Annotated in this window: 27 protein-coding genes and 1 other annotated feature; of the genes, 5 read left to right on the top strand and 22 right to left on the bottom strand. The window is 32.6% G+C overall.

The features are described 5' to 3' along the window. The first annotated feature begins 173 nt into the window (after window positions 1–173). The 3 genes from B6K90_RS15635 to crcB (B6K90_RS15625) are packed head-to-tail and all read left to right on the top strand — an operon-like array spanning window position 174 to window position 1,739. Entirely contained in the window at window positions 174–935 is a 762-nt protein-coding gene (locus B6K90_RS15635) for a CPBP family intramembrane glutamic endopeptidase (protein ID WP_088013694.1), read from the top strand. Between the two features lie 58 nt (window positions 936–993). Then, the gene (gene crcB / locus B6K90_RS15630) at window positions 994–1,383 is read left to right on the top strand and encodes a fluoride efflux transporter CrcB (RefSeq protein WP_088013693.1); all 390 of its coding nucleotides are present in this window, start codon (window positions 994–996) and stop codon (window positions 1,381–1,383) included. Continuing rightward, window positions 1,380–1,739, top strand: coding sequence for a fluoride efflux transporter CrcB (crcB, locus tag B6K90_RS15625; RefSeq protein ID WP_235821820.1), 360 nt, complete (start codon window positions 1,380–1,382; stop codon window positions 1,737–1,739). The genes crcB (B6K90_RS15630) and crcB (B6K90_RS15625) overlap by 4 nt, the downstream gene beginning before the upstream one ends. 71 nt (window positions 1,740–1,810) lie before the next feature. Here crcB (B6K90_RS15625) and B6K90_RS15620 read toward each other — a convergent pair whose 3' ends face one another. Then, entirely contained in the window at window positions 1,811–2,263 is a 453-nt protein-coding gene (locus B6K90_RS15620; protein ID WP_088013692.1) for an SRPBCC family protein, read from the bottom strand. Window positions 2,264–2,442: 179 nt separating this feature from the next. Here B6K90_RS15620 and B6K90_RS15615 point away from each other — a divergent pair, with 179 nt between their 5' ends. After that, the gene (locus B6K90_RS15615; RefSeq protein WP_088013691.1) at window positions 2,443–2,988 is read left to right on the top strand and encodes a GNAT family N-acetyltransferase; all 546 of its coding nucleotides are present in this window, start codon (window positions 2,443–2,445) and stop codon (window positions 2,986–2,988) included. 65 nt (window positions 2,989–3,053) lie between these two features. Here the strand turns inward: B6K90_RS15615 and B6K90_RS15610 are convergent, their stop codons facing one another. The 3 genes from B6K90_RS15610 to B6K90_RS15600 all read right to left on the bottom strand — a co-directional run bounded on the left by B6K90_RS15610 (window position 3,054) and on the right by B6K90_RS15600 (window position 6,724). Further along, window positions 3,054–4,286, bottom strand: coding sequence for an aminopeptidase (locus B6K90_RS15610; RefSeq protein ID WP_088013690.1), 1,233 nt, complete (start codon window positions 4,284–4,286; stop codon window positions 3,054–3,056). A gap of 218 nt (window positions 4,287–4,504) precedes the next feature. Beyond that, a complete protein-coding gene (locus tag B6K90_RS15605) occupies window positions 4,505–5,605 on the bottom strand; it encodes a prephenate dehydrogenase (protein WP_088013689.1) in 1,101 nt (366 codons plus the stop codon). A gap of 36 nt (window positions 5,606–5,641) precedes the next feature. After that, entirely contained in the window at window positions 5,642–6,724 is a 1,083-nt protein-coding gene (locus B6K90_RS15600; protein ID WP_088013688.1) for a bifunctional 3-deoxy-7-phosphoheptulonate synthase/chorismate mutase, read from the bottom strand. A 105-nt stretch (window positions 6,725–6,829) separates the two neighbouring features. Further along, window positions 6,830–7,057 (bottom strand) — a binding site (T-box leader). A gap of 258 nt (window positions 7,058–7,315) precedes the next feature. Here B6K90_RS15600 and sigK point away from each other — a divergent pair. Further along, window positions 7,316–8,035 carry an RNA polymerase sporulation sigma factor SigK gene (gene sigK / locus B6K90_RS15595; protein WP_069035122.1) on the top strand — a complete coding sequence of 240 codons (720 nt, stop codon included), beginning with the start codon at window positions 7,316–7,318 and terminating at the stop codon, window positions 8,033–8,035. A 73-nt stretch (window positions 8,036–8,108) separates the two neighbouring features. Here the strand turns inward: sigK and B6K90_RS23785 are convergent, their stop codons facing one another. The 18 genes from B6K90_RS23785 to B6K90_RS15505 all read right to left on the bottom strand — a co-directional run bounded on the left by B6K90_RS23785 (window position 8,109) and on the right by B6K90_RS15505 (window position 25,704). Then, the gene (locus B6K90_RS23785) at window positions 8,109–8,342 is read right to left on the bottom strand and encodes a YrhC family protein (RefSeq protein ID WP_167555387.1); all 234 of its coding nucleotides are present in this window, start codon (window positions 8,340–8,342) and stop codon (window positions 8,109–8,111) included. Window positions 8,343–8,712: 370 nt separating this feature from the next. Beyond that, complete coding sequence (locus tag B6K90_RS15585; protein WP_088013686.1) at window positions 8,713–9,357, bottom strand: TetR/AcrR family transcriptional regulator; 645 nt, start codon at window positions 9,355–9,357, stop codon at window positions 8,713–8,715. A 3-nt stretch (window positions 9,358–9,360) separates the two neighbouring features. Beyond that, window positions 9,361–10,377: an ABC transporter permease gene (locus B6K90_RS15580; protein WP_088013685.1), complete on the bottom strand. Its 1,017-nt coding sequence runs from the start codon at window positions 10,375–10,377 to the stop codon at window positions 9,361–9,363. After that, complete coding sequence (locus tag B6K90_RS15575) at window positions 10,374–11,093, bottom strand: ABC transporter ATP-binding protein (protein ID WP_088013684.1); 720 nt, start codon at window positions 11,091–11,093, stop codon at window positions 10,374–10,376. Before B6K90_RS15575 ends, B6K90_RS15580 begins: the two co-directional genes overlap by 4 nt. A 173-nt stretch (window positions 11,094–11,266) precedes the next feature. After that, complete coding sequence (gene mtnN / locus B6K90_RS15570; protein ID WP_088013683.1) at window positions 11,267–11,959, bottom strand: 5'-methylthioadenosine/S-adenosylhomocysteine nucleosidase; 693 nt, start codon at window positions 11,957–11,959, stop codon at window positions 11,267–11,269. 197 nt (window positions 11,960–12,156) lie between these two features. Next, window positions 12,157–12,753 carry a YrrS family protein gene (locus B6K90_RS15565; RefSeq protein WP_088013682.1) on the bottom strand — a complete coding sequence of 199 codons (597 nt, stop codon included), beginning with the start codon at window positions 12,751–12,753 and terminating at the stop codon, window positions 12,157–12,159. 67 nt (window positions 12,754–12,820) lie between these two features. Next, window positions 12,821–14,581: a peptidoglycan D,D-transpeptidase FtsI family protein gene (locus B6K90_RS15560; RefSeq protein ID WP_088013681.1), complete on the bottom strand. Its 1,761-nt coding sequence runs from the start codon at window positions 14,579–14,581 to the stop codon at window positions 12,821–12,823. A gap of 73 nt (window positions 14,582–14,654) precedes the next feature. Beyond that, complete coding sequence (gene greA, locus B6K90_RS15555) at window positions 14,655–15,131, bottom strand: transcription elongation factor GreA (RefSeq protein ID WP_088013680.1); 477 nt, start codon at window positions 15,129–15,131, stop codon at window positions 14,655–14,657. 209 nt (window positions 15,132–15,340) lie between these two features. Next, on the bottom strand, window positions 15,341–15,976 hold the full coding sequence (gene udk, locus B6K90_RS15550) for a uridine kinase (protein ID WP_056472723.1): 636 nt from the start codon (window positions 15,974–15,976) through the stop codon (window positions 15,341–15,343). A 20-nt stretch (window positions 15,977–15,996) separates the two neighbouring features. Then, entirely contained in the window at window positions 15,997–17,274 is a 1,278-nt protein-coding gene (locus B6K90_RS15545) for a peptidase U32 family protein (protein ID WP_088013679.1), read from the bottom strand. A 111-nt stretch (window positions 17,275–17,385) separates the two neighbouring features. Then, on the bottom strand, window positions 17,386–18,318 hold the full coding sequence (locus tag B6K90_RS15540; protein ID WP_088013678.1) for a peptidase U32 family protein: 933 nt from the start codon (window positions 18,316–18,318) through the stop codon (window positions 17,386–17,388). Continuing rightward, window positions 18,311–18,970: an O-methyltransferase gene (locus tag B6K90_RS15535; RefSeq protein WP_088013677.1), complete on the bottom strand. Its 660-nt coding sequence runs from the start codon at window positions 18,968–18,970 to the stop codon at window positions 18,311–18,313. Before B6K90_RS15535 ends, B6K90_RS15540 begins: the two co-directional genes overlap by 8 nt. Before the next feature lie 234 nt (window positions 18,971–19,204). Beyond that, complete coding sequence (gene mltG / locus B6K90_RS15530) at window positions 19,205–20,299, bottom strand: endolytic transglycosylase MltG (RefSeq protein WP_235821819.1); 1,095 nt, start codon at window positions 20,297–20,299, stop codon at window positions 19,205–19,207. A gap of 121 nt (window positions 20,300–20,420) precedes the next feature. Further along, a complete protein-coding gene (locus tag B6K90_RS15525; protein ID WP_056472710.1) occupies window positions 20,421–20,711 on the bottom strand; it encodes a DUF1292 domain-containing protein in 291 nt (96 codons plus the stop codon). Between the two features lie 113 nt (window positions 20,712–20,824). Next, window positions 20,825–21,241: a Holliday junction resolvase RuvX gene (ruvX, locus tag B6K90_RS15520; RefSeq protein ID WP_088013676.1), complete on the bottom strand. Its 417-nt coding sequence runs from the start codon at window positions 21,239–21,241 to the stop codon at window positions 20,825–20,827. A 3-nt stretch (window positions 21,242–21,244) separates the two neighbouring features. Continuing rightward, complete coding sequence (locus B6K90_RS15515) at window positions 21,245–21,511, bottom strand: IreB family regulatory phosphoprotein (protein ID WP_056472706.1); 267 nt, start codon at window positions 21,509–21,511, stop codon at window positions 21,245–21,247. A 114-nt stretch (window positions 21,512–21,625) separates the two neighbouring features. Then, a complete protein-coding gene (gene alaS / locus B6K90_RS15510) occupies window positions 21,626–24,277 on the bottom strand; it encodes an alanine--tRNA ligase (protein ID WP_088013675.1) in 2,652 nt (883 codons plus the stop codon). Between the two features lie 359 nt (window positions 24,278–24,636). Continuing rightward, window positions 24,637–25,704, bottom strand: coding sequence for an AI-2E family transporter (locus B6K90_RS15505; RefSeq protein ID WP_088013674.1), 1,068 nt, complete (start codon window positions 25,702–25,704; stop codon window positions 24,637–24,639). Window positions 25,705–25,727: the final 23 nt, after the last annotated feature.

Below are 25,727 nucleotides of genomic sequence, written 5' to 3'. Positions count from 1 at the left end.
TGTCATGAATCTTTCATATATTAAATAAAATGGTTTTAAAATTATTAGACTCATTTATTCTATTTCTAGTTCTTTCAGCTTTAAATTTAAGATAAAATAGGATATGTTAGTATAAATGTAAATTAGAAATTAGAAAGCTTGTGAACATAGATCAAAAAATTGGAGGAGCCGATTTGGATAATGAATTAAACTATAAAACAATCATTCCAGAAAATATTCCGAATGAACGTAAGTCCGCCTTAAAAACCCTTGGCTACTATTTTTTAATATTTATTGTTGGTTTGAATTTACTAATCTTGATTGCTTCAATATGGGGTATGATTTTTGTTAGTGTTGCGGATATTAGTGTTACTGAAAAACAATTTGATAATCTTATAAACACCGTATCAATTTATTCGGATTCAATTTTTGGTTTCCTCAGCTTATTATGGCTATATTATTATACGAAGAAAAAGGGACTTCTAACTTTAAGACGAATAAATATAAATGTGATTGACGTTGTAATCATTTTAGGTGCATATGTGGTTCTTTTGGCATCATCACATCTTCTCGATGTAATTTTTCAACATTTCAATTATTCAATTGATACGCCAGATAATCAAAAAGCAGTTGAAGGCTTGTTGCGTACTAATCCAATCCTTATGATTATTTCTGCGGTAATTCTTGCACCAATTAAAGAAGAATGGATTACTCGTAAATTAATTATTGGTTCGATTTTTAAAAATTCTCCGATCATTGGATTAATTGTAAGTTCATTTGGATTTGGTTTATTGCATATGGTTGCTGGTTTTTCAATCTATGCATTACTTTCCTATTCTTTGGCTGGTTTAATTTTTGGGATAATATATATCAAAACAAAAAAAATCGAAGTTACAATTTTTGCACATTTTTTAAATAACTTAGTTTCGATTATTGCTTTTTTTATTGTAAACTAACAAAAAAAACGCTCCTAGGAGCGTTTTTATAATGAATTTATGAGGTGAAAGTGAAAAAGTGAATTATTTATATATACTAATCGGAGGATTTTTCGGAGCAATTCTTCGTTACATAATAGGTCTATCAATCCATCCACTTTCTAATGGATTTCCAATTCAAACATTTTTAATTAACATCATTGGCTGCTTCTTTTTAGGTTTCTTTTTACCGATGGCTAAAGTTAAATTAAAACCTGAATATACTTTACTAATTGGAACAGGGTTTACTGGAGCATTCACTACATTCTCAACTTTTTCACTTGAAAATGTAGTTTTGATGGATGAAAAAAAAATATTAGTAAGTTTAGTCTATATCCTCTCAAGTCTATTAATAGGATTAATTTTGGCTTATCTTGGTTTTAAAGCGGCAGAGAAATTCAATAAATTAAAAGGAGAAACCTCATCATGATTGTTATTGTTGGAATAGGTGGGGGAATCGGAGCAATTTTTCGCTATGCCCTTGGAAACTATGTTAATAAAAAAGTTAAAACAAATTTTCCTTTTGGAACCTTCGTTATAAACATACTCGGCTCTTTTATTTTAGGTTTAATAAACTATTTATACCTCGATAAATCGATTTCTACTACATTTTGGTTGTTTATTGGGGTAGGAATATTAGGTGGATTTACAACCTTTTCTACCTTTGGATACGAATCGATTCAATTACTACTTTCAAAAAAGTATAAAACTGCATTATCTTATATCATTTTATCTACTATTATAAGTATAGTTGGTGCATATATCGGTTTTCATATATTAAGATAAACTGAGTAACTGGAATTTAAAACATATAAACAAAAACCTCTGATCCCAGAGGTTTTTTATTTTTTAAAATTTTACCAGCCGAAATTTAATGTTTTACCGGTTTCTGCAAATGTTTTTACATTACTTAAAATCATTGACCAAGTAGATTTCGTATTTTCATATGAAGGGTGATTTTCTGGCCATTGGTCGTTAATTAGTGTTAATTTTGTGCATTCGCCTATCTCTTCTAGTGTAAGTGTAATTCTAGTTTCTAATTCAGCATGATTTTCGCGGTAGGCTGGGCCAGGATGTTCCGTATAGCTCAACATTTTATGAGGCTCAAATGCTAGTATTTTTCCATATACATGCACTGTATGATCTCCATCTTCTCCTGGTCCGATAAATTCATATTGCGCTCCGACTTCAAATGTTGATTTTAAAATGCAACCAAAAAAGATTGCCTTCGTTCCTTCTGGCGAAATAAATATGTTCCACACTTCTTCCGGTTTCGCTCCAATATAAAACTCATACTTAAGATCTTCCATTTTCTCATCCTCCATTTGTTTTATGTGTAGAATGATGAATTGATTCTAGGTGACACTTCCATTATATACCAAAAACGGTAAAACTGATTATTTCATTTGTTTTCACGAATTTATATATTAAAATTAAATCGTACAAAATTTATTTAAAATCAGAATCAATCTTAATGAGGGGTGACAGGATGAATTTAACTTATAAAGTGATTGACGAGGATCAAATTGAATTATGCAGAGATTTATGTAATGAATTAATGGCTTTTCAGAAAGCAAAAGCGAAGAAAAAACCAGAATTGTTTGATAGTATGAATTTTGATACACGTATGGTTCCTTCAGTAGAAAAAGCAATACATAATTATATTGTTATCGTGAAAGATGAAGATCAAATCGTTGGTTACGTTTATTCAAATATTTCACCAAAAGAAGTATATTCAAGCGAATTTGCTACTTTTTTTGACCTTTCATCAGTTCATAAAAAAAATGTTGGATGTTTATCACAATTTTACATAAAAGAAGAATATAGAAAATATGGAGTTGGCTCTGTACTATTCAAGATGTCAATGAACTGGTTACAACAATTTGATGATGTAGAGGATTATTTTATCTATGTTTCAAATGGAAATGAAGATGCTTTAGAGTTTTATAAACGTAAAGGATTCTCAGTTAGTCATACAATATTAGATGGTTTTATAACAGTTTTAAGAAGTAACGATCAATTTCAAAGAATTTAAGATAGTATAAATAAAGGGGTATCTCAACATATCTTTTGAGACACCCCTTCTATTTTTATTTACGATTAAAATGCCCAGTTACCATTTCGCATGATTGGTTCAACTGTACCATCTTCTTTAATTCCATCAATGTTTAATTCTGCTGATCCGATCATGAAATCAACGTGAGTTAAACTTTGGTTGATACCTAATTTCGCTTGTTCTTCTGAAGGTAGTTTTTCTCCATCCTTCATATTGTTTGGATATGCTTTACCTAATGCTAAGTGGCAAGAAGCATTTTCATCATATAAAGTGTTGAAGAAAATTAAACCTGTATTTGAAATTGGTGAATCATGTGGTACTAATGCAACTTCACCTAGACGACGAGCACCTTCATCAGTATCTAATAAATGTTGTAATGTATCATAGCCTTTTTCAGCTGTGAAATCGACAACTTTTCCATCTTTAAATGTTAAAGAGAAGTTCTCAATTAAATTTCCACCGTAATTTAATGGTAAAGTTGCTTTAACAGTACCATTTACACCATGGCTATGTGGCATAGAGAAAACTTCTTCAGTTGGAATATTTGGATTAAACCATTTTCCATCTTCACTATTTGCTCCGCCACCTTTCCAAACATGATTATCTACTAGATCTAGTTTCAAGTCAGTTCCAGGTGCTGTGTAATGTAATGTTTTATAACGCTTGTCATTTAATTCAACAACTTTTTCTTGTAAGAAATCGTTATGTTTAACCCAAGCTTCTACTGGATTTTCGTTGTCAACTCGGCAAATTTTGAAAACTGAATCCCAAAGTAAATCCATTGCTTTATCAATTGATTCATTTGGATAAACTTTTTCAGCCCATTCAACACATGGAATTGCAACGATTGACCAACGAATGCGGTCAGCCATCATGAATTCACGATATTTATGTAATGCTGTATTTGCAGTTTTATTAAAAGTAGCAATACGTTTTGGATCGATTCCTTTTAATAATTCAGGATTTGGTGAAATAACTGATAAAACGGCACCACCGTTTTCAGCTAATTCTTCCAAAGCAGTTACTTTCCAGCCTGGAAATTCTGCAAAAACTTCATCTGGTGCTAATTCGTATTTTGTACGAGTAATTACATCATCATTCCAATCGATGTTTACATTTTTAGCTCCAGCTTCATAAGCGTATTTTACAACTTTACGAACGAATTCAGCAGCTCCGATTGGTGCATTTATTTGTAGTGTTTGACCTGGTACGATATTAACTCCACTTTTCACCGCAAGTTCAGCATATTTTTCTAATGATTTTTCAAACTGAGACATTGATATCCCTCCATGTTTAACGATTTAAAAATCTAACCTTCTAAATTATAATATAAAGTTCAGAAAATTGGTACACAAAAGAGACTGACTATTCATTTTTATTTGAAATGTCAGAGAGACTCTAGTAAATTAGCAAAGAACTTGATCTAGTTGTCGCTCTTTAACAAAAAAAAGCACCTTCACAAGTGCTTTAATGTGTAAATATAGTCTTAACTTTTTTATGAAACAATGTACGTCTCATAACCATTAACATTTAAGAATTTTTCAGCTTTCTCTCTGTCATTTTCTGTTTGAAGGCTTATTCTTAGTACACCTGGTAAACCTTCACGCGATTCAATTATCCTTAGATTTGTAATACTTACTTGATGAATCGATAAGATTGTCGTGATGTTCGCAAGCTCACCTACTCGATCTAAAACGTCTACATACAAATCAAAATAACTCGGGATAGCTCCATTTGCTTTTGCTGGCATATTGTCTCTAAAATCTTTTGAATCCTTGAAATAGTGAAAGATATTTTCTTTATTCTGGCTTTCAACAAGCTGATACATTTGTTTCATTTCATCAATCCAATTTGAAATTAATGAAAGCAATGTATCCTTATTTTGAATCACAATATCAGTCCACATTTTCGGGCTACTTGATGCAATTCTAGTAATATCTCTAAACCCTCCGGCAGCTAGTGCTGATACTAAAGGCTCATCCTTCGAGTAAGATTTAACTTGTTTTACAAGATTAGCAGCGATTAGGTGTGGAAAATGACTTACCACTCCTGTTATTTGATCGTGTGTTTCTTCATCTATTACAACGAAATGTGAACCTGTTCCCTTAAGCCATTCTTTTAATTCTTCTATTTGCGCATATTGAGTATTTTCACTTGGTGTCAAAATAAAATATGCATTTTCAAATAAATGAACTTTTGCACTCTCGATGCCAGTTTTATGCGACCCTGCCATTGGATGACCGCCAATAAAGCAATAACCTTTATCTGTAAGAGTCTTTGAATGTCTCATAATTTCACTTTTCGTACTACCTACATCAGTTAATATGACATCATTCTTTAGTTCATATTCACTTAACATATGTATATATTTTATTGATTCCTCTACAGGACAAGAAAAAATGATTAGATGAGCTTTCTCGGCACAGTTTTTAAGCTGTACCGAGGTTTCATCTAAAACTTGAATTCTTTTACCGATTTCAAGTTGTTTTTCGTTTATATCATATCCAATTATATTTACATCATGAACTTTTTTTATTGCCAAGGCAATTGAGCCTCCGATTAGTCCTGTGCCAATTAAAAGGACATTCTTTTTCAAGGCATTCACCGCCTATCCTTCATAAAGTAATATTATTTATGATTGAAGTTTTGCACGGAAGTCTTTTAACTCAAACATAAATTCTTCAAATTGTGGGATATTCATTTGTTGAGCTGAATCTGATAAAGCAACTGCTGGATCAGGGTGTACTTCAGCCATAACTGCATCCGCTCCAATTGCTAAAGCTGCTTTTGCTGCCGGTAATAGTAAGTCTTTACGTCCTGTTGAATGCGTAACATCAACTACAACTGGTAAATGTGTTTCTTTCTTTAGAATCGGTACAGCTGAGATATCTAATGTATTTCTAGTTGCTTTCTCGTACGTACGAATTCCTCTTTCACAAAGAATAATTTGGTCATTCCCTTGTGAAATAATGTACTCTGCCGCATTTATAAACTCTTCAATTGTTGCTGAAAGTCCTCGTTTTAATAAAACTGGTTTATTTACTTGACCAACTGTTTTAAGTAAATCAAAGTTTTGCATATTTCGTGCACCGATTTGAATTACATCAACATATTCTAGAGCTCTTTCAACATCATTTGGATTTAGTATTTCACTAATAACAGCTAAATCAAACTCATCTGCAACTTCTCTTAAAATTTGTAGTCCTTCGTATCCAAGCCCTTGGAAATCATATGGAGAAGTTCTAGGTTTAAATGCACCGCCTCGCATCATTGTTAAACCTTGTTGTTTCATAGCTTGTGCTACTGCACGTACTTGTTCGTAGCTTTCAACTGCACATGGACCCATAATAAATGATTGAGAGCCGTCACCAAGGATATCATTTTTCACTCTAACAATTGTATTTTCAGGCTTTTTCTTTCTTGAAACTAAAAGAGCTTTTCTGTGATCATCTTCTTGTAGCTCTAAGCTTGCTTGGAAGATTGTTTTGAAAATATGTTGTAAAGTTGAAGTTTCAAATGGTCCTTCATTCACATTTGCAATCATATCTAAAACTTCACGCTCACGAACTGGATCAAAACGCTTGATACCCTGTTTAATCTTTTGTTGACCAATTTCTTGAACAACTTTTCCACGCTCGTTTAATAATTCAACGATTTTTAAATTAATCTCATCAACCTTGTCACGTAATTGCAATAATTCATTGTTTGTACTCATTTCTTTTTCCTCCTCAAATTTTTAAAATTAATATTCCAATACCTCTTCTTTTATCAAAAAGTAAGTATGTAAAAAATGAAAACAAAAAGTCCCTACTGAATAAACAGTAGGGACGAATTAATTAATCGCGGTACCACCCTAGTTGTGAACAAAAATCGTTCACCACCTTCATTTTGTTAACGATCAAAAATGACCGTTTCTATTTTCATTAACTAAAAAATAGAAATTGCTCCAAGAATGTAATTCAGCATACCTTATGTACTGACTCGCAGCTTACGTCAGCTCTCTTAAACAGGGAAGTTATGCTTACTGTGCCCTTATCAACGCAATATATTTAATTGTCAAAAGATTCATTAAAAAAGTTATTAATGAGGATTATAAAGTACGTTTAAATAGACTGTCAATGCATTTTTTTTCTAGAATATGTAACGATTTTTAAAAAGATACATTATTACTGAATTGGTAGCGCTTACTATTTTCAACATTTTTTTTATACTACTTACATTTTTTTTATGGTACAGACACACAGAATTTGTACATTACATAAATATATAAATAACAACTAACCTTACCTTCCTTAGGAGTGATTATATGCCTGGTTTATTTACCGCCTTAAGTCTTTTCTTAAAAGAAGTGTTTGTGTTTGTTTCTTATGTTAAAAATAATGCCTTCCCTCAACCTCTTTCTCAAGCCGAAGAAACACTTTACTTAAATCGTATGGCAAACGGAGATGGAGAAGCACGAAATTTATTGATTGAACATAATTTAAGACTCGTTGCTCATATCGTCAAAAAATTTGAAAATACCGGGGAAGATGCTGAAGATTTAATTTCGATTGGTACAATCGGCTTAATTAAGGCGATTGAAAGCTTTGTTCAAGGTAAAGGAACAAAATTAGCCACATATGCAGCTAGATGTATTGAGAACGAAATACTTATGCATTTACGTGCTCTAAAGAAAACCAAAAAAGATGTTTCCCTTCATGATCCGATAGGTCAGGATAAAGAAGGCAATGAAATTTCACTATTAGACATATTAAAAACGGAGACGGAAGATGTTGTTGATCAAATTCAACTTAATATGGAATTAGAAAAAATCAAGCAATATATTAAGATTCTAGACGACCGCGAAAAGGATGTAATTATTCAGCGGTTTGGTATTGATATGGATAAAGAACTAACGCAACGTGAAATCGCAAAGAAATTAGGAATCTCAAGAAGTTATGTTTCGCGAATTGAAAAACGTGCTTTAATGAAAATGTACCATGAGTTTTTAAGAGCTGAAAAAGAAAAGAAAAAAGATAAAAAATAAACCACTACAGATGAATATGACCTCCAATTGTTAGTCAGATCTAACAATTGGAGTGAATTCATTTGTAGTGGTTTTATGCTTGCTCTTCGTTTTGAATTTTTCGTTTAAAATAATTAGATGTTAAAAAGAAACCTAATGCAAAAATCAGCATTGTAAACACGATACTTTCGACTATTAATATTTTATGTTGGGTTAATCCGTCCTTTGGAAGGAGAGTCCCGATATAGAAAAAAGTAGCCAATGCTGTTGTTATTGCTCCAAATGTTTTAAAATCATTAACCTTCGCCTGTAGCTTTTTTAAATTCACGAATACTACACCTTCCTTTCTTGTTGACTTAATAACTTTAACATACTTTATACTAAAATAGTGAAGGTAATTAAAGGCAATATATGTAGGGATTAGTAAGTACAAGAAAAACAAAAAGAAGTTGTCAAAAATATAAGTAATATCTTGTTGATTTCCATTACAGAGTGCTCGCTTTCCATGGGGCATGAGCTGAGCTTGCAAAAAAGAAACAAATAAAAATGTCACAGAAATCGGTTATGTTGATTTGTTTCTAAAACTTTATTGATAAAACATTACAACTTACTAATTGTAGTTATTTCAACAGAAAGAAGAAAGGAATTATTTAAAATCCCTTTCTTCTTTAAATGTTTTCACTAACTCAGCTATTAAGTTATTTTAACCCATTCTTTATAAATTCGATCGTGCGCAAGGTTTCTTGTTCTTCGTTCCAAAACGGTGTGTTTTCTAATACGATTGTTGAGATGACAAGACCAATTACAGTTGAAATAATTAGTCTGAGTACTGTCGGAATCGGCAGTTCTTTTATTTGACCTTTATCGATAAACGATTGTAATACAGTAGCAACTCTAGGGTACATTTTATCTTTAAAGAGTCTTTTTAGTTCTTCTTGCATATCATCTTGGAAAGGCATTTCTTGTATGATTATTTTTACAACTGCTTTATTTTTCTTTGCAAATTCCATGCGATTTTTAATTAGCGCATTAAGAAAATCTTCGAATGTTTCGTATTCTAAATGAAATACTGCTTTAGAAAAACGATCCATTTCAAAAGGCGCAATTGTTTTAACTAATGTAGGTTTGATAATACTTTTCAGTAAATCTTTTTTTGTTTTAAAGTAACGAAAAATAGTTCCTTCAGCAACATTTGCTTTTTTTGCAATTTCATTAGTTGACGTACTAACAAAACCTTTTTCTGCAAATATTTCAATTGCAGCTTCAAGAATTTTAATTTCTTTTTCATTCATTTCTTGTAATTTTTCTTCTGGAAAAAACTCTTCTAATTTAATTGGTAACACTCCTTAAATTGAACGCTGTTTCTTTAAAGCAAATATATTTAAAGAAATAAACACTATTGAAAATCCAAGTAGGATCAATAATTGAAATACAACATCGAAAAGCGACTGCCCTTTTATCATAATACCTCTAAGAGCTTCTGCCCCATACGTAAGTGGTAAAATGTCCCCAATCAATTTGAACCAATTTGGTAAAAACGCTGTTGAGAAAATACCTGAAAAAAGTATTTGAGGGACAGCAATTACTGGAATAAATTGTACAACTTGAAATTCATTATTTGCATATGCAGATAACAGCATGCCAAGTGTAAGAGCAGTAAGAGATAAAAGAATATTAACTACGCAGACTTCCCATGCACTTCCTACATTATACATATCTAATACACTGATTGAAAAGACAGTTATAATAATCGATTGTATTAAAGCAAAAAATCCAAAGCCTAAAATATAACCAACTACGATTTCCCATCTTTTGACTGGTGTGACAAGTAATCTTTCAAGTGTTGTTGTTAATCGTTCCCTTACAAATGAAATACCTGATAAGATAAATACAAATAAGAACGAGAAAAATCCAATAAAAATTGGTCCAATTGAATCAAATGATTCCATATTTTTACTACCATAAATCGGGTCCATTACAATTTTAAGATTAGAAGGTGTGTTTTCCTTAACTGCAGATTGAATAGCATCCATTACTGCAGTAGTTCTTGCCTTATCAGTCCCTTCAAACTGTACAACTATTTTACCGGATTTAAACAAGACAGCGCCATCAAGATCCATATTTTTCAATTTATCTTCAATGTCTGAAGGATTTACATTTTTTACTTTCGCATAATCTTTCACAATTTGCTCAAATGCTGGAGGGGCATCCACTAAGGCTAAAGTTGGTTTAGTATCATCCTGTTTTAAAATATACGAAAATAAAAACAATAATACGATAGGAGCAATAAAAATCATTGCAAGAGATCTTCTATCTTTTAAAAATTGTTTTATTATTCGTTTAGAAATAGCAAAGACTCTCATGAGCTCACCTCAGTATTAAAATATAGGTCTTCGATTTTGCCTGTTTTTGATTGCGAGATTAAATTTTCAGTTGTATCTAAAGCGATTAATTCTCCTTCTCTAATTAATCCGATCCGTTCACATTTTTCAGCTTCTTCCATGATATGGGTTGTAATGATGATCGTAGTACCTTGTTTTTTCATATCAAAAAATTGATTCCAAATTTGCTTTCTTAATACTGGATCAATTCCAACTGTTGGCTCATCAAGGATTAGTAATGTAGGTTTATGAAGGATTGAAATTGCAAGAGAAAGTCGTTTTTTCATTCCGCCAGAGTATTGATTAACTTGCTTGTTTAATGAATTCTCTAAACCAACGATTTCAGCTACTTCTTTAATTCTGGACTTAAGTTCTTTACCTTTTAAGTTATATAGCGCACCAAAGAAACTTAAATTATCAGCTCCCGTTAAATCACTATATAAAGCGTCAGATTGTCCCATGTAACCTATTAACGGAAGGACTGTGAAATTAGGCATTTTTTTATTGTAAACTAATACTTCTCCTGTTGAACTTTTGTCAATCCCAGCAATTAATTTTATTAAAGTTGTTTTGCCAGAACCTGATGGGCCTAAAATCCCAAAAATCTCACCTTCTTGAATGTTCATTGAAATATTTTTTAGCACAGTTCTTTTTCCAAATAAACGATCAACTTTTTGGATTTGAACAACATCGCTCATCTTATTCCTCCGTTCAAGTCTATTTTCTTTCATAGTATCCATAATGAGTGAGTACTCACTCTATACTTACATCTTAATTCACTTTTTATTACGAGTCAACAAAAAGTGAGTACTCACTCAATCTATTTGAACAAAAAAGAAAGATGCCTATAAGACATCTTTCTTTATAAGATTTATAAAGCTTTTATCATTTCCTCAACCATTAATGTTGAATTAACAGCTGCCGTATGAAGGAATTGATCAAATGAAATATTTGATTCTTTACCAGCGATATCTGACAATGCACGTGTTACAACAAATGGTACTTTAAAAGCATAACAAACTTGAGCGATTGCAGCTGCTTCCATCTCTACAGCATATAGATCACCAAATTTTTCTTTTACGAAGTCAACTCGTACCGGATCGTTCATAAATGAATCACCAGTTACAATTAATCCTTCAACAACTTGGATACCATTAATTTTTTCAGCACATTTTTTTGCGATAGACTTTAATTTGTCATCAGAAGGGAATGCTGCTGGCATACCTGGTACTTGACCATATTCATAATTGAATGCAGTAACGTCAACGTCATGATGACGCACTTCAGTTGAAATCACTACGTCGCCAACATTTAAATCAGTATGAAGTCCGCCTGCAGAACCAGTGTTAATAACAACATCTGGCTGATATTTTTCTAAAAGAATTGCTGTTGCCATTGCTGCATTAACTTTACCAATTCCAGATTTTAATAAAATCACTTCTTTTCCTTCGTATGTACCAATGTTATATTCTGAGCCTGCAACTTCTTCTTTTTTCAGGTTGTCTAATTTATCACGTAATACATGTACTTCTTCTTCCATTGCTCCAATAATAGCTATTTTCATTCTTTAATTCCCTACTTTCTCTTTCAAACTTTAATCATTTTACCATATAGAGACATATCATTCATCTTTAAGAATGCATGCAACAAAAAACAATTTAAATCTTAAAAAGAAGAACGTTGATTTCCTATACAGGTGACCGCTTTCCATTTGTCTAAAGCTTAACTTTTTCTCCTGTATAGGCTCAATTCCTTGTCCATTTAATACTTTAACTCTTTTACTTCTTGTACCAAAATAGGTAGCCAGCCTTCTTTTACAACCCAGTGTAAGTAAACTACATATTTATAGCTTAAGTCGTTTGTGGCAACGTATACTTTTATACTTTGTTGATCGTATCCTTGACCAAGATGCCAAACTGAATAATCTTCTTTTGTTAAAGAAATCGCATTTGATACCGCTTCTTCTATTTCATAAAAATCTTGAGACCTATGACTATAATGAACTATATGAGGCTCAGCTTGTCTTGTTTTGTTAGGTACCCATTCTTTCACAGTCGATTCTATAATATTTTCATCATTTATTGAATCTCTAATGATCTCATTTACTTTATCACGATATTTTGCTTGATAAGGATTCGGTATATCTGTCATTTGCTTCGGTTCTTGAGCAATCGTAGTAAACTTAGCTTCTGCAGTGTTAGGCTCTATTTTTTGTTGATTAATGATCGGTAAAGTTATTTTTATCCCTAAATAGATGATTCCAAAAAGCAGTGGAATAAGTAATATGCGGAAAAAATAATTTCCTCTTCGTACTCGTCTTAATTTTTGGACCCTTTTGTTTGGTTCAATTGAAGACATTGACAAAATCCTCCAAAAACAACTAATTTTTCCCTATTTTAACATAGAGTTAATTAATTAAAAATAGCTATTTTGTGTGGCTTTTATCAAAGTTATTTATAGATTTTATTAAATTTGTAACAGTGTCTGAAGTAGATGTAACTTCGTTTGGAACATTTAAACTAACTACTGCGAATGCATATCTTGGCTTCTCATATGGAAAATAACCTGCAAACCATTTGTTTTGTTCGACTATTTTTCCATCTACTACTTTTGTTTCCGCTGTTCCACTTTTCCCTGCTAAAGTGTAAGGCAAACTAGTATATCGATTTCCCGTACCTTTCGCATCCGTAACTACACCTCTGAGTAGCTCTCTTAATTGTTGCATTGAATCTGGAGCTAGATAATCATCAACTAATGTCTGTTCTGGGAACTTAAACATTTCTGTACCATTTTTATATAATACAGAATCTACTACTTTTACTTGTTTTGGGCTTCCACCTCGTGCAATGGTAGCCATCATATTAGCTACTGCTAAAGGGGATACTTTCACATCCTGTTGCCCAATAGATGTATTTAAGAGCTTATCACTTAAATAGTTTCCTACAAAATAAGTTGGTTTCCCCTCGTTTTGAAATTGACTAAAATTAGCCTCATGATAGACAGATCCTGTCCATCCTACTGGACCATCTAAACCTAGCTTTTTGGCATATGTTTGAAACATATCCTTATTTTTTAAAGTTAATTGCTTACCTAATTGCCCAAATGTGTAATTACAACTTTCATAGAAACTTTGTTGAAAAGTTAAATTACCTTTTCGCTTTTTCTCTTCATCTTCGTATTTACCAACTAGATTATTATTGCAATTATACACTTGATTTTCTTTAACGATTCCTTGATCAATTGCGGCAGCCGCTACAACTGTTTTAAAGACGGAACCAGGTGTACTAGCTAATAGTGCATAATTAGTCGCTGTATTATCATTCGTAGAAAATAAATTTTGGAAATTCATATTTGGTCGGCTAACCATGGCTAATAAATTGTTAGTTTTTACGTCAATTAGCACTGCAGCACCTTTTTGAAGTTTTGCTTGGTCAACAGCTTGTTCTAAAATTTGTTGTAAATCTTTATCTAGTGTTGTAGAAAGGGAAACTGGATAAAATGGATTACTAGGTTTCGCATATTTTACTTCATTTCCAAACATCGGCTTACCTAAATTATCAACATGGAGCATTAAATTTGAAGTGCCATCAGATTTTAAGAAATCTTCAAACTGAGCTTCTAAACCAATTACGCCAAATTCTTTAGGCTTATAATCACGATCACTTTCATATTGTTTTTCATATTGTTCTTTATTTTCTCTAGCTATACCAATAAGGTGTTCTGCCAATTGTTTATCGTCTTTGTCTTGAGACAACATGGAAATTAATCCAGAAACATGTAAATTATTTATTTCATCAATTTTTTCAGAAGTTAATGTTGCTTTAATTCCTTCTAATGTAAAAGGTTCTTTTTTACCATTAAACTGATTTTTAATTGTTGCAACTGGTACTCCTGTAATCGACGATAATTTTTCAATCGGCCAATCAATTGTTTTTAAAAATGGAAATAGAATAACTTTTGGCGTGTATGCTGCACTTAATAATTTTCCATTCCGGTCAAGTATTTTTCCACGTCCATTATCGATCCGAAACTGAAATGTTCTTTGAGCTACACTTCGTTCGATCAAATTTACCTTTTGTGGACCAAAATTCTTTTGATGAAGTACACCAATATCTAAACATCTGTATACGATTAATGAAAATAGTAACGAAAATATAATTAATATGGCTTTTATCCGTCTATGCATATAAAAAACACCTCATCTACAGTGTAGACGGGGTGCTCTTTTTTCAAACAATTAAATTGTTAAACAAATCAAATTATTTAACAGCAATAATTCTTACTTGCATATCTCCACCTGGAGTATTTACTGTTACTTCTTCACCAACAGTTTTACCTAATAAGCTTTTTGCGATTGGAGAATCGTTTGAAATTTTACCATCAAATGGATCAGCCTCAGCACTACCTACTATTGTGTAAGTTTCTTCGTCACCAGCTGGTAATTCTAAGAAAGTTACAGATTTACCTAAAGTTACTGTATCTGATGCATCATTATTTTCAGTAATAATTTCAGCATTACGGATCATATTTTCTAAAGTTGTAATACGACCTTCAACAAACGCTTGTTCATCTTTTGCAGCATCGTATTCAGAGTTCTCTGAAAGGTCACCAAAGCTACGAGCAATTTTAATACGCTCTACTACTTCAGCACGCTTTACTGTTTTTAAATTTTCTAATTCTTGTTCTAATTTTTGTTTCCCAGCTAAAGTCATAGGGAATTTTTTTTCGTTAGCCATTTTGTACACTCCTTTTAGTATCCACCGTTTCTTTATGTAGAACTTCTAATATATGTTTATACAATATAGTTGTACAAACAGTGTATGAGAATAATTAATGAAACATTCAACTTATGAAAACGCATTCTTTTATATAGAAAGATGAAGAAGTGAACGCTTCTCCATCTTTCCAAAATTATTTTTAGGAATTATTCTCTCATATGAACGTATTATAATACACTTACTCTTTCAAGTATAGTCTGAATTTTTGTAGCCATTAAATCAATAGCCACAAAGTTCTGACCGCCTTCTGGTATGATAATATCTGCGAATTTCTTTGATGGTTCACAGAATTGATTATGCATAGGGCGTACAACATTTACATATTGATCTACTACAGAATCAACTGTTCTTCCACGTTCTTTAATATCTCGTTGTATTCGACGAAGGATTCGTAAGTCAGCATCCGTATCTACAAATATCTTTATATCCATTAAGTCACGTAAACGCTCGTCTTCTAATACTAGAATACCTTCTAAAATAATAACTTCTTTTGGTTCTACAGGGATTGTTTCTGAAGATCTTGTATGAATTGTATAGTCATATACAGGTTTTTCAATTGCTTTGTATTGCAATAAATCTTTTATATGCTCAATAAACAAATCATTATCAAATGCTAATGGATGGTCATAATTTGTTTTCAATCTTTCTTCCATTGGTAAATGCGTTTGATCTCTATAATAAGAATCTTGCTGAATCATTAAAATTGAATGACCTTTAAATTGATCATAGATTGCTTTTGTTACAGAAGTTTTACCAGAGCCAGTCCCTCCAGCAATTCCAATTACAATGGGCTTATTCCCCATACTTCAATCCCTCTTTCTTATCAAACTAACTTTTTTCTCATCATGTTGTAAGGATAAACTTTTTGATCCACTTTAATTTTTACAATCTCTAATGGATGTCTTGCAGCGTCTACTTCCGTTCCTTCTTCATTAACAATTACACCAACTGTTTGTTTGAAGTTTTCAATTTCAGGTCCAAAGAATTCAATTTGGTCACCTGGTTTGAAGTAGTTACGTTGTTGGATTGTTGCGATACCTGTTTGCTCATCATAGTCTAATACAAGACCTGCAAAATCATACGTTGTTTTTTTGCTATGATTTCCATACATTTGTTCTTTCATTCCTGGGAACCCTTCAAAGAATGAAGAAGCAGTGTCACGATTTGCACATTTATCTAGTTCTTCAACCCATTCTTCTTTAAATTCAAAGTTTTCTGGGTCAGCACAATATGCATCAATTACTTTACGGTATACAGATACAACTGTTGCTACGTAATGAATTGATTTCATACGTCCTTCAATTTTTAAACTATCTACACCCATTTCAATAAATTTAGGAATTGAACGTAATAAATTTAAATCTTTAGGGCTCATTGCAAATGGTGCATCTTCTTCAGCAAATAAAGCATTTTCTGAAGCATCCGGATTTTGTGACTCAGTTTGAACTAAATCGTAATCCCAACGACATGATTGACAGCAGCCACCACGGTTCGAATCACGTGCAGTCATATGATTACTCAAAGTACAACGGCCAGAATAAGCAATACACATTGCTCCATGAATAAATGTTTCAATTTCTACGTCTACTTTTTCCTTGATTTCTTTAATTTCTTCATAGCTTGTCTCACGTGCTAATACTAATCGATGTAATCCTTCTTCTTTCCAATACTGTGCAGCACGATAATTTGATAAAGACTGTTGTGTACTTAAATGTACCTCTAATTTAGGAGCAGCCTCTTTACATGTTTCAATAATATATGGGTCAGCTACAATAATACCTGTAACTCCTGCAGCTTCAATTCCTTGTAAATACTCAACTAATCCGTCCATGTTTTCGTTATGAGCAAATATATTTGTTGTTACATAAATTTTCGCATTAAATTTATTTGCAAATTCTACACCTTCAGCCATTTCTTCTAAAGAGAAGTTATCTGCATTCGAACGTAAACCAAACTCTCTACCACCAATAAATACGGCATCAGCGCCATATCTTACTGCAATTTTTAATTTTTCTAAATTACCAGCCGGTGCTAATAGCTCAGGTTTCTTCACGATTACACGTTTGCCATCAACTATTTTATCTAATTGTCCAATTGCCATTATTAATCCTCCTCTTTAATACAGGACTATGGTCCAAGGCTCTATCATACTGCTATTACTGCATTAGAATTCCCTGGTAATCCTGCTATTCCATGATTTAAACTACTTCTATTAATACACCGTTTCTTTAAAGAAGAATCCTGTGTCCAGTGGTCTGTTTACAGGCTGGATTGCTTCGATTTTGTCGAAAAGTTCGTCTTTGATTTCTTCGTAAGCTTCACGGTCTTCTACACATAAATCAATAGCTTGTCTGTATAGTTTTGTTACTTCAATGATATATTCAGAAGATTTTAAGACTCCGTCAATTTTGAATGAATCAATACCTGCATCAACTAATTCTTCTAACTCGTTAACAATACAAATATCATTTGGACTCATAATATGCGTTCCATTTTGATCTTCAAAAATTGGATATTTATTATTGCGCTCGTGGTCAACTAAGAACATATTTTCTTCGTATTTCTTTTGTTGAACGATTTCTAAATTCTTTCCTTGGTATTCAAAATAGTTACCGACAAGTGAACGTTTTGATTGGAACATAGCAGTCATCCCATGTACTTGTACTTCGATTTCTACTTTAGCGTTCTCTTTAATTTCAGCGACAGCCTCAAAGCTTAATTCTCTAGCTAATACCGCACGTTTAGATCCACGTTTACCCCAGTAATTACATGTAAACCAGTTTGTAGCCGTTGTTTCTGTATTCCAATGTAATTGCATATTAGGTGCAATCTGACGTACTGACATTAGAACTGCAGGATCTCCGAATACAATTGCATCCACATTTGCATCTCTTAAAAAAGCAATATAATCTTCAATTTCATCAAGAATTTCATTATGGTAAACACCATTCATCGCAACATATACTTTTACATTTTTTTTATGTGCAATTTGTACTGCTTCTTTTACATCTTCACGATTAAATTCGCCCGCTAAACGCAATCCAAAACGTTGTTCACCAATAATAACAGCGTCTGCACCGGCATCGGCTAATTTATCTATATCATTTAGGTTAGTTGGCGTAACTAATAATTCTGGCTTAATCATTATTAACTCCCCTTTTCTTACTAATAGCAACTCCATCACCAATTGGTATAATTGTCGAATCATACTTAGGGTGATTCATTAGCCATTCATTGTAATTTTGAATCTTTTTTATTAAAGCTTTCTTTCGTCGATCATCAACAAGTTCCGCACTTTCAGCAACTTGGCCTTTAAATAAAACATTATCTGAAATGATAACACCTCTGTCTGATAACAAAGGCTCATATAATTCAAAAAATCGTTTATACTGAGCTTTAGCTGCGTCGATAAAAATTACATCAAATTGTCTGTTTTCAGGCAACTTTTCTTTTAAAAGTAAAGCATCACCTTCTAAAAGTAGAATTCGATTACTGTAATCACTTCGCTCAATAAACTCTTTTGCTTTTCGAATTCTCTCTGCATTTCGCTCCATTGTAACAATCTTCACATTTGGAAACTCTTTTGCCATTCGAATACTTGAATAACCTATTGCACTGCCAATTTCAAGAATGGAAGTTGGCTGTATTAAATAAAGTAAACCAAGCATAAATTCCATGCCTGCTTTATCCATAATTGGCACATGATGCTCAAATGCATAAGTTTCCATTTCTTCTATAAAAGGTTCTCTATGTTTATAAAAATTCGCCAAGTATTGACGAACTAAAACGTCATTCATTGCTTATAAAGCCTCCAATAGAAATACAACCTTGTCTAAAAACAAGGTGTAAGTAAAATTTCTTGAGTATCTGAATTTTTTAGACCCGTAATATTCTAACATAAAAAAAAGACCCTTGGCTAGTACCAAGAATTGTTGCAACGCTTTCACTATATTTAAATTTACAAAATTCCTCAGTAGACTATTTATACTACTGAGGAATTTAATATTTCGTATACAAGTATTTCCAACTTTTTATTTTATATGCTTTTCTTTTTCAGTATTGTGCTCTTGTAGCGATTTTGTAAAGATTACTTTCCCTGTTTTATCAGCAAGGAAATATAAATAATCTGATTTGGCAGGCTCAAGAGCAGCTACAATACTATCAACGCCAGCACTTGCGATTGGTCCTACTGGTAACCCTTTAACATAGTAAGTATTATAAGGGGATTTAACTTCTAAATCTTTATATAATACGCGTTCTTTATGTTTACCTAATGCATACAAAACTGTTGGATCCGTTTGTAATGGCATACCTATTTTAAGACGATTATAAAATACACTTGAAATTAACTTTCGATCTGTTGTACCAGTGGCTTCTTCCTCAATTAACGAGGCCATTGTTAATGTCTGATGTGGAGTAAGCTTTTTATTACTCATTTCTGTTTTATATTGGTCTAATATTTTCACTGTTTCAGTTAACATTGGTGTAATTATACCCTCTAAGCTTGGAGTAAAATCCCCATACATATATGTTGAAGGATATAAGTACCCTTCTAATGGATAGCGAATTCCAGGTTTAAAAATATCATTTGTTATTAATTGAGGAAACTTTTTTTGTAGTCCCTGAATAAATGCTTTATCATTCAACTGTTTTAGTACAGCTGTTTGATCTAATTTAAATTCTTTTGCAATAAGCGCTGCGATCTCGTTTAATTGAGAACCTTCAGGAATCATTAAATCCTTAACAGCAACTTGATATTTACCACCTACCTGTAAGTGGTTTACAATCGTTGCTACTCCTTGGTTTTCACTGAAATGATAGTTCCCTGATTTTAGACTAGCGTTGTTATGCAACTTCACATATAGTTTAAAAATTGATGCATTTTTTATTAAGTTTTTCTTTTTGAAAATTGCTGCAATATCATTAACTGAGCTTCCTTCAGGGATGGTTACTAACTTAATTTGTTTGTTTGCTGAATTAACAGGTTTTAACATATATTTATAAGTTGCAAATCCCGCTCCAACTACGACAATACAAGCAATAATAAAATATGTAAAAATAAGCATACCTTTGCTTTTTTTATTTGTATTCTTGTATCCATTTTTATCAAAATCATTAAATGACAACTTACCTACCTCCTTTTCCACGTTATAGTATACTACAAATAAGTGCAAAATCGGCAATTTTTCTACATAAAAAAATGCTAAACACTTTTATAAGTGATTAGCATTTTTGAATCCGAGAATATTATTCTCCTTCTTCTTCATCAAAGAAAGTGTTTAATACTTCTTCAACCATTTCCCACTCTTCGTCAGATTCGATTGGATATAACTCTCCATCTTCACCGTCTTCTGCAGGAATGAAGCTAGATGCATGGTAGATTGGATCTCCATCTTCATCAAACTCTTGTCCAACTGGACTATAGATTACGTATGATTTACCATAATCATCTGATTCGAAAGTCATAATAATATTACAAAGAATCTCATTACCTTCCTCATCGATGATTGTAATTTGTCTGTCTTCACCGTGTTCCATTTATATCACCTCTATTATTTTAATCCTTTTATGTATGAGTATAAAAGTGAATAGGTGGAGGGGCCGCAAAGTAAGGTAATCCTTTTTGTGCGGCCAATCTCCATTCTTCTATATCACTTTATACTATCCAAGTAGTTTTGTAAAATAACTACTGCTGCCATTTTATCGATTACTTGTTTTCTTTTCTTACGACTTACGTCGGCAGAGATTAGAAATCGTTCGGCAGCCATAGTTGAAAGTCTTTCATCCCATAGTATAACCGGAAGTTTGAATTCTTCTTCAATCATTTTTCCAAAACGCTTGCAAGCTTCACCGCGTTCTCCAATACTTCCGTTCATATTTTTAGGTAAGCCTACAACTATTTTTTCGATTTCGTAACTATCGATGATTTCTTTTAGTCGGTCTAGTCCAAATTTCTGACGTTCTTCATCAATTCTGACTGTCTCAATACCTTGAGCTGTCCAACCAAGAGCATCACTTACAGCTACACCAATTGTTTTAGTACCTACATCTAGCCCAAGTGCTCTCATTAATTATTCTCCACGATGTTGTTGTAAGTAAGATTTAACTAATTCCTCAATGATTTCATCACGTTCTAATTTTTTCATCATACTTCTTGCGTCATTATGACGAGGAATGTATGCAGGATCACCTGATAGTAAGTATCCTACTATTTGATTGATTGGATTATAGCCTTTTTCTTGTAACGCGTCATGAACCTTTAACAAAACTTCATTAACTCGTATATCTTGACCTTCATCTTGCAAACTAAACTTCATCGTTTTATCAAATGAATCCATACAAAGCACCCCACTTATCCGTATATTTTTAGCTAATTACATTGTACCATTTTTATTACGCAGTTACGAATCAGCTAAAAATTTTTATTTCTGTTATTGTACACGATTTTTGTATTAATTTGAAATCGTGTTCATCCATTTTTCAACAAAAGCAACAGCCTCGTCTAATTTCGAAGGATCCTTACCGCCAGCTTGAGCCATATCAGGACGGCCCCCGCCTCCTCCGCCACAAATTGAAGCAGCTTCTTTTATTAAATTTCCTGCATGATATCCTTGACCTACTAAATCTTTTGTGACACCAGCGATTAAGTTTACTTTACCTTCATTCGCAGAACCAAGTAATACAACAACAGATCCAAGTTTATTTTTAAGATCATCAACCATTGTGCGAAGACTATTCATATCTGCTCCATTAACTTTAGCAGCAACGAATTTCACTCCATTTACTTCTTTTACGTTATTACTAATATTTCCTGCTTCAATATTGCTTAATTTTGAAGAAAGTGATTCATTCTCTTTTTGTACTTGTTTTAAATCTGATTGTAAAGTTTCAATACGAGCAACAACGTCTTTCGTATTTGATTTTAATAGGCTAGCCGCTTCTTTTAGCTGACCAATTTGTTCTTGCATATATTCATAAGCTGATTTGCCAGTTACTGCTTCAATACGGCGAGTACCAGCTCCAATTCCTGATTCAGAAATTATTTTAAATGTACCGATTGATGCTGTGTTATCAACATGACAACCGCCACATAGCTCAAGACTATAATCTCCAACTTGAACTACTCGTACTACATCACCATATTTTTCACCGAATAATGCCATTGCTCCCATTGCTTTTGCTTCAGCAATTGCTTTTTCAGAAATTTGAACAGGAATGCTTTCCCAAATTTTTTCATTCACAATTTTTTCAATTGTTTCTAGTTCTTCAGCCGTTACTTGACCGAAATGCGAGAAGTCAAAACGTAGGCGTTCTTGGTTTACTAATGAACCAGCTTGATTTACATGAGTTCCAAGTACATCCTTTAATGCTTGGTGTAATAAGTGAGTAGCTGTGTGGTTCTTTACAATACTTGAACGGTTAGCTTTATTAATTGTTGATTCAACTTTAGCACCAACTGATAACGCACCTTCAACAACCTTCACTCGATGTAAATTTTGTCCGTTTGGAGCTTTTTGAACATCAAGCACTTCTACCTTTAATCCAGGAGCCGTTAAAGTTCCACGGTCTGCAATTTGACCTCCACTTTCAGCATAGAAAGGAGTTACATCAAGAATTAAATGAGCCTCTTCACCATTTGCTACATCTTCAACTCTTTCTCCGTCTTGCACTAGAACAAGAACTTTAGATTCAACTGAACCTTCGCTATAACCTACAAAAGCTGAAGTTTCCTTGATTTCACGAAGTGCCTCACTTTGTACTTGCATTGAGTCAACATCTTGTCTTGCAGAACGTGCACGCTCACGTTGTTTTTCCATTTCAACTTCAAAACCGTCATGATCTACTGTTAATCCTTCTTCTTCTGCATATTCTTCTGTTAATTCAATTGGGAATCCATATGTGTCATAAAGACGGAAAACATCTTCACCTTTAATTACAGTACTTCCTTTTGCTTTCGCATCCTTCATTACATTTGTAAGAAGTGATAATCCTTCATGTAATGTTTCATGGAAACGCTCTTCTTCATTTTTAATCACTTTTTGAATGAAAGGTACTTTTTCTTTCACATTTGGATAGTAGCTTTCCATGATTTCTGCAACAACTGGCACAAGTTCAAACATAAATGGACGTTCAATTCCTAATTTTTTAGCAAAACGAACAGCACGACGGATTAAGCGACGTAGTACATATCCACGACCTTCATTTGAAGGAAGAGCGCCATCTGCAACAGCAAATGATACAGTACGAATATGATCAGCAATTACTTTAAAAGCAGTATCTTGATCTAATTGTCCATTTCGATATTTTTGACCTGAGATTGTTTCAACTACATTGATAATTGGCATAAACAAATCAGTGTCAAAGTTTGTGTCTACTTCTTGTAGTACACTTGCCATACGTTCTAAGCCCATTCCAGTATCAATGTTTTTGTTTGGTAATTCAGGGTATTCTTTGCGGTCTAAGCCCTCTTTTGAATTAAATTGAGAGAATACAATATTCCAAATTTCTAAATATCGATCATTCTCTAAATCCTCTTTTAATAACTTAATCCCAATGTTTTCTGGATCATATTTTGTCCCACGATCATAGAAAATCTCTGTACATGGTCCACATGGTCCTTCACCAATTTCCCAGAAGTTACCTTCTAACAGGATAATATGCTCAGGGTCTAACCCTAATTTAATCCATAAATTGTACGTTTCTTTATCCTCAGGATATACAGTCACGTATAATTTTTCTTTTTCAAAACCAAACCATTTAGATGAAGTTAAAAGTTCCCAACCCCAAGTAACAGCGTCTTCACGGAAATAATCTCCGATTGAGAAATTACCTAACATTTCAAAAAATGTATGGTGACGAGCTGTTTTTCCAACATTCTCAATATCATTTGTTCGAATTGATTTTTGTGAATTTGTTATCCTTGGATTCTCTGGAATTACTCGACCATCAAAATATTTTTTTAAAGTCGCTACACCACTATTAATCCATAATAAAGTTGGATCTTCTACTGGTACTAAAGATGCACTTGGCTCAATAGAGTGACCTTTTTCTTTAAAGAAATCTAAGTACATTTGGCGAATTTGAGCAGCAGTTAGCTTTTTCATTATATTAACCTCCATTTAATAAATTTATAATGTTATAAAAACAAAAAAATCCCGTCCCTAAAACAGGGACGAGATGTACTCGCGATACCACCCTGATTATGAATAGAAAGCATATTGCTTAGGCAAATTACTGCCTCGAAGTCTATTCATCACCTCAAGAGACCGTAACGTGGTCTGACGCGTCAGTGATTAGCTGCATTCAGGAGTAGCTTTTCTGTCACCCTTCATTAAAGTTTCTTTCAGCCTAGGAAACTTCTCTCTTTTGCGTAAGCTTAAATGGTTTAGTGACATACTTGTTCCTTCAAAATTTTGCAAATATAAATTGTATGAAAAAATAGTATCATTGTCAAAAATGAAAGTCAAGTTGAGAGACGTTCTTTTCTATTACTGTAATAGCGAATAACTGAAATAATGACGACTAATGCTGGAACGGCAATTAACAAACCTATAAAACCAGCTATTTCACCTGCAACTAATAAAGAAAACATAATAATAACCGGATGAGTGTGAATTGACTTTCCAATTATGAGCGGAGAAAGGACGTTCCCTTCGATCAATTGTAAAACAATTAATGCAATACCTACTCGAATTAATAAACTTGTCCCTTCCGAAGCGGCTAGAAACAGAGTAGGCACAGCTCCAATAACCGGTCCGAAATACGGAATTATATCTGTTATGCCTATAATCACTCCTAATACTAGTGCATATTTCATTCGAATAATCCAAAGAAATATTGTTGCTAATACGAAAAGTAAAAAACATACAAGTATTTGACCTCGAATATATTTTCCAAATGTATTATTAAGTTCTTTTGCTAAACCTTTTGTTTCGTATCGCCATTTATAAGGGATAATTTTCCAAAACATATTCGATAAGACCTTATAGTCTTTTAAAAAGTAAAATACGATAAATGGAATGATAAAGAGTGAAATAATATTATTTACTAATTGCTTCATCCATTCTCCAGATTTATTCAATAATGATAACCCTGATTTTTCAGCACCATTAATCATTAAATCAATTCGATTATGAATAAAAATTGGCATTCTTGAAGTCTTTCGTTCTATTTTTGATAAAAAAGTATCATATAATGCCATTACTTTAGGGAAGGATTTTAAAATATCTTGCCATTGTTGTTTAAAAATAGGGAGTAGTAAATAAAGTCCTAGTACACAACCCCCAAAAAATAATAAATAGATCAATAAAATCGCAAATACTCGTTTTATCCCTTTTTTATGAATGAATTCAATTGCTGGATGTAACAAATAGGCAATTATTAATCCAATCAAAAATGGAACCATCGATTTTAAAACACTAATTACAATATGTAAATAAACCGGTTTTAAATAATAAAAAACAATTCCAACTAATCCAATTAACAAAATTAAACATAACCGATAAATCCATTTTAACTTTAACCCGTCCATAAAAAACCTCCATACTGATAATA

Source organism: Gottfriedia acidiceleris (assembly GCF_002128425.1).
GTDB classification, from domain to species: domain Bacteria; phylum Bacillota; class Bacilli; order Bacillales; family Bacillaceae_G; genus Gottfriedia; species Gottfriedia acidiceleris.
Note: the sequence above shows the minus strand (reverse complement) of the source record. Positions and strands in the feature narration are given on the sequence as shown.

What these genes read in the sequence shown, in the direction of transcription:
- B6K90_RS15620 (WP_088013692.1), bottom strand. Translation starts at nt 2,263, where the DNA reads ATGGAAGATCTTAAGTATGAGTTTTATATTGGAGCGAAACCGGAAGAA.
- B6K90_RS15600 (WP_088013688.1), bottom strand. Translation starts at nt 6,724, where the DNA reads ATGAGTACAAACAATGAATTATTGCAATTACGTGACAAGGTTGATGAG.
- greA (WP_088013680.1), bottom strand. Translation starts at nt 15,131, where the DNA reads ATGGCTAACGAAAAAAAATTCCCTATGACTTTAGCTGGGAAACAAAAA.
- B6K90_RS15575 (WP_088013684.1), bottom strand. Translation starts at nt 11,093, where the DNA reads ATGAGCGATGTTGTTCAAATCCAAAAAGTTGATCGTTTATTTGGAAAA.
- udk (WP_056472723.1), bottom strand. Translation starts at nt 15,976, where the DNA reads ATGGGGAATAAGCCCATTGTAATTGGAATTGCTGGAGGGACTGGCTCT.
- mtnN (WP_088013683.1), bottom strand. Translation starts at nt 11,959, where the DNA reads ATGAAAATAGCTATTATTGGAGCAATGGAAGAAGAAGTACATGTATTA.
- B6K90_RS15515 (WP_056472706.1), bottom strand. Translation starts at nt 21,511, where the DNA reads ATGGATTCATTTGATAAAACGATGAAGTTTAGTTTGCAAGATGAAGGT.
- B6K90_RS15540 (WP_088013678.1), bottom strand. Translation starts at nt 18,318, where the DNA reads ATGATTAAGCCAGAATTATTAGTTACGCCAACTAACCTAAATGATATA.
- B6K90_RS15525 (WP_056472710.1), bottom strand. Translation starts at nt 20,711, where the DNA reads ATGGAACACGGTGAAGACAGACAAATTACAATCATCGATGAGGAAGGT.
- B6K90_RS15565 (WP_088013682.1), bottom strand. Translation starts at nt 12,753, where the DNA reads ATGTCTTCAATTGAACCAAACAAAAGGGTCCAAAAATTAAGACGAGTA.
- B6K90_RS15580 (WP_088013685.1), bottom strand. Translation starts at nt 10,377, where the DNA reads ATGAGAGTCTTTGCTATTTCTAAACGAATAATAAAACAATTTTTAAAA.
- B6K90_RS15545 (WP_088013679.1), bottom strand. Translation starts at nt 17,274, where the DNA reads ATGGCAATTGGACAATTAGATAAAATAGTTGATGGCAAACGTGTAATC.
- B6K90_RS15615 (WP_088013691.1), top strand. Translation starts at nt 2,443, where the DNA reads ATGAATTTAACTTATAAAGTGATTGACGAGGATCAAATTGAATTATGC.
- alaS (WP_088013675.1), bottom strand. Translation starts at nt 24,277, where the DNA reads ATGAAAAAGCTAACTGCTGCTCAAATTCGCCAAATGTACTTAGATTTC.
- B6K90_RS15560 (WP_088013681.1), bottom strand. Translation starts at nt 14,581, where the DNA reads ATGCATAGACGGATAAAAGCCATATTAATTATATTTTCGTTACTATTT.
- sigK (WP_069035122.1), top strand. Translation starts at nt 7,316, where the DNA reads ATGCCTGGTTTATTTACCGCCTTAAGTCTTTTCTTAAAAGAAGTGTTT.
- B6K90_RS15610 (WP_088013690.1), bottom strand. Translation starts at nt 4,286, where the DNA reads ATGTCTCAGTTTGAAAAATCATTAGAAAAATATGCTGAACTTGCGGTG.
- B6K90_RS15535 (WP_088013677.1), bottom strand. Translation starts at nt 18,970, where the DNA reads ATGAATGACGTTTTAGTTCGTCAATACTTGGCGAATTTTTATAAACAT.
- B6K90_RS15505 (WP_088013674.1), bottom strand. Translation starts at nt 25,704, where the DNA reads ATGGACGGGTTAAAGTTAAAATGGATTTATCGGTTATGTTTAATTTTG.
- crcB (WP_235821820.1), top strand. Translation starts at nt 1,380, where the DNA reads ATGATTGTTATTGTTGGAATAGGTGGGGGAATCGGAGCAATTTTTCGC.
- ruvX (WP_088013676.1), bottom strand. Translation starts at nt 21,241, where the DNA reads ATGAGAGCACTTGGGCTAGATGTAGGTACTAAAACAATTGGTGTAGCT.